This is a genomic window from Dapis hubbardiae BLCC-M172, from assembly GCF_050016015.1.
In the GTDB taxonomy this organism is placed as follows: Bacteria; Cyanobacteriota; Cyanobacteriia; order Cyanobacteriales; family Microcoleaceae; genus Trichodesmium.
This window is the reverse complement of the sequence record NZ_JBNHEQ010000114.1, coordinates 9,394-12,190: the sequence shown is the minus strand read 5'-3', so window position 1 is coordinate 12,190 and position 2,797 is coordinate 9,394. Positions and strand designations below refer to the sequence as shown.

Sequence of the window (2,797 nt, the reverse complement as noted above, 5' to 3'; positions counted from 1 at the left end):
TATTTAATCAGCAAGCCTTAGTTAGGAGAAATTGGAATTATAGATGTTAGGGAGTAGGGAGTAGGGAGTAGGGAATAGTTAGGAGAAATGGGAATTAATAGAGTAGGTAGTCAGATATTTTGTCCCTTGATTTTTCTGCCTTTGTCTGCTAAAAATTCTAACTTTTTGCAGCTCTAGCAACCGAAAAGCTAGCATTTTTTCGACTAAAAAAAGCTAAAGCCTTTATCTGTCAATTTTTTGAGATTTAATCAGCAAGTCCTAGTTAATGATAATTGATATAATATCTCTGGCAATATGCTATAATAAAAAAATGTGCCTTGGAATATTTTGAGTAAAATTAGTTGCCAAAATGTGATATGGCGTGATATAATAGTTAAGGTTTACGGGGCGTAGCGCAGCTTGGTAGCGCACCACTTTGGGGTAGTGGGGGTCGTGGGTTCAAATCCCGCCGCTCCGATTTATTCATGGCAAGGGTTCCAGTCTTTTCCTTTAATCTCTTGTTTCCATATACCTCTTTAAAAATACTACATAAATACAACATCACGAAAGAGTAAAAATATTTAGACTTCTGGTATAACCTATTTTTCTATAAAAATTCCTATTTATAGATGATAACTTATGCCGATACTTTTATTAAACCCTATTTCAACACCTCGACACCAGGGAAATAGAAAGTCAAATTTAAAAAATTATTTCTGAAAAATTGCTGAGGGATGACTTTTTATTTCTAACGCTTAAGCAGAGCGGTAAAAGGATTTAACATTATTTTAGGAACTTAATGTCTCCAGGTTGGAGCTTTTAATAAGGTACAAACAAAATACTTAAAAATAGGAGCTAAAACAATGAAATACTTTTCAGTTTTTATGGAGCTATTACGAGAGAGACAGAAGTTTCTAGAAGATATTCGTCAAGGTCATCAACTTAAGGATAAAATATTAGGTTTATTAATTTCTAGTGCTGTATTTTTTGCTATTTTATTTATGGTGCAATAATAGGGAGTTCAAATAGTTGGTTACAAGCATCTTTTTCGGCTGTTAAGTTACCAGCATTATATTTATTAACTTTAATTATTTGTTTTCCCACATTATACTTTTTTAATGTCATGTTTGGTTCTAAAAAAACCTTTGAACAATTTTTGACATTATTAATGACTGCAATGGCATTAATTGCAGTTTTATTATTTGGCTTTGCACCAGTTAGTTTGTTTTTCCTCTTGTCTATAAATAATTATCAGTTTTTTGTATTATTGAACGTTGTCATTTTTGCAGTTACAGGCTTTTTAGGGGTACAATTCTTTTACCAAGGAATGAATTTTTTATCTGAAGAAGATGGAGAAGGAAAAGAAGTTAGATTGAAGATTTTGCGATTTTGGTTGGGATTATATACTTTTGTGGGATTTCAATTAGGATGGACTCTACGACCTTTTTTTGGAGCACCAGGAGAACCTTTCCAAATTTTTAGAGACAACCAAGATAATTTTTATTTAACGATTATCAATCTAATTACCAGTCTTTTAGGATTCAAATAAAACTGTTGTGAGAGCAAATGTGAAATAATTATGCAACGAGATTTACAAGATTTGAAAATTCTAGAACTAGAGGTTGAGAAATTAAGTAATAAAAGTTTGAGTGATATATTAATGGTGAATTTATATCAGTTACCATTAGGATTTAGTCAAAGGCAAATTTTGTCAATTATGTTGAATCAAATTGTTGTATTTGGTTTAACTTTAATTATTTCTCTACCTCTAACTTTAGTTATGATTACGAAGACAAGTTATGCTTCTGATGACCCTCGCTTAATCAATCTATTTATCAAAATTGTTTTCGGAATATCATTGGGTATTACTCTGTGCTGGAATATTTATATGTGGTGGAAAACTAAACCACTCAAAGAACTAGCAAAATTGCAGAATGAGGTAAATAAATATAATCAGGTAATTGCAGCGGTATAAATTATGGATAAATTAGCTGCGGTAGGAAATTTAGAAGTAAATTTGATTAATCGAAATGATGTAATTAAAGCATTATCAAGTAACTAGAGAAAGTTTGATTTGTGCAATACAAACAGAAAGAATTTTACGGGAAAATCAAGATTTTATTATGAGGCGCTATGAATTATTTGCCAGTATGGAAAATAATTTATCTGCTCTAATGAATTTTGATGTTAAAAATCAAGCAACTGAATATGGAAAATTACTGAATGAAGCATTAGAAATTGGTATGAGTGTGCAGAAATAAGTACGAATTTTGTCTGGAGTTTCGGTAGAGAAATAATATTAATAAAAGAAGGAAAAGGGAAGCTTGCTTCTAGCATTTGTAATAAACATTTATCACACTTGGTATAACCCTAAATAATTTGTGAAAAAAAACTGTCGGGGTTTGGTTTGCAAATTCCATTTACGCTTTGGTTTGGAGACCAAAACCCTACGATTAAATGTTAAAACCTATTTATAATTGCTAAATTATCATTAATTTTAACAGCTACAAGATTCGGTTTTGAAAGTAAAATATGGTAATCTATAAGTCAGCAAAAATAGCTGATAAACGAATGACCAGATTTATCCACGACCAATTTGCTAAAGTCCCGTTAGAAGAACTATTATCACAATTTGGAGAATGTCAAGCACCTCTATTAAATCCGCAATGAAATTAGACAAGTTGATGTCTTTTTTGCACCAACAACTGGAGCAAAAAATGCACCATAAGTATTAGGATTATTAGGAAAATTAGCCTCTACTATTTCTTTCTTTGAACCTTTCCGTAATCCTATAACTATTAATTAAATTCAGACTTGT

The 2,797-nt window shown here is 31.0% G+C and carries 6 protein-coding genes and 1 tRNA gene; 6 read left to right on the top strand and 1 reads right to left on the bottom strand.

Annotated features, from left to right (window positions below; translation table 11 throughout):
• Window positions 1–383: 383 nt before the first annotated feature.
• Both ACP6PK_RS10795 and ACP6PK_RS10790 read left to right on the top strand, forming a co-directional pair.
• Window positions 384–457 (top strand) — tRNA-Pro (locus tag ACP6PK_RS10795).
• A 385-nt stretch (window positions 458–842) separates the two neighbouring features.
• Window positions 843–992 (top strand): hypothetical protein, encoded by a 150-nt coding sequence (locus tag ACP6PK_RS10790; protein ID WP_371357494.1) that lies wholly within the window; start codon window positions 843–845, stop codon window positions 990–992.
• On the opposite strand, the gene ACP6PK_RS10785 is transcribed toward ACP6PK_RS10790, so the two are convergent.
• Window positions 979–1,104 carry a hypothetical protein gene (locus tag ACP6PK_RS10785; RefSeq protein WP_371357495.1) on the bottom strand — a complete coding sequence of 42 codons (126 nt, stop codon included), beginning with the start codon at window positions 1,102–1,104 and terminating at the stop codon, window positions 979–981. The two genes, ACP6PK_RS10790 and ACP6PK_RS10785, sit on opposite strands and share 14 nt — an antisense overlap.
• Here ACP6PK_RS10785 and ACP6PK_RS10780 point away from each other — a divergent pair.
• From ACP6PK_RS10780 to ACP6PK_RS10765, 4 genes are all read left to right on the top strand, one after another.
• A complete protein-coding gene (locus ACP6PK_RS10780) occupies window positions 1,103–1,528 on the top strand; it encodes a hypothetical protein (RefSeq protein ID WP_426559604.1) in 426 nt (141 codons plus the stop codon). The genes ACP6PK_RS10785 and ACP6PK_RS10780 overlap by 2 nt on opposite strands.
• A 30-nt stretch (window positions 1,529–1,558) precedes the next feature.
• Entirely contained in the window at window positions 1,559–1,954 is a 396-nt protein-coding gene (locus tag ACP6PK_RS10775) for a hypothetical protein (RefSeq protein ID WP_426559603.1), read from the top strand.
• Window positions 1,955–2,048: 94 nt separating this feature from the next.
• Entirely contained in the window at window positions 2,049–2,240 is a 192-nt protein-coding gene (locus tag ACP6PK_RS10770) for a hypothetical protein (protein ID WP_426559602.1), read from the top strand.
• Window positions 2,241–2,511: 271 nt separating this feature from the next.
• Window positions 2,512–2,649 (top strand): hypothetical protein, encoded by a 138-nt coding sequence (locus ACP6PK_RS10765; protein ID WP_426559601.1) that lies wholly within the window; start codon window positions 2,512–2,514, stop codon window positions 2,647–2,649.
• Window positions 2,650–2,797: the final 148 nt, after the last annotated feature.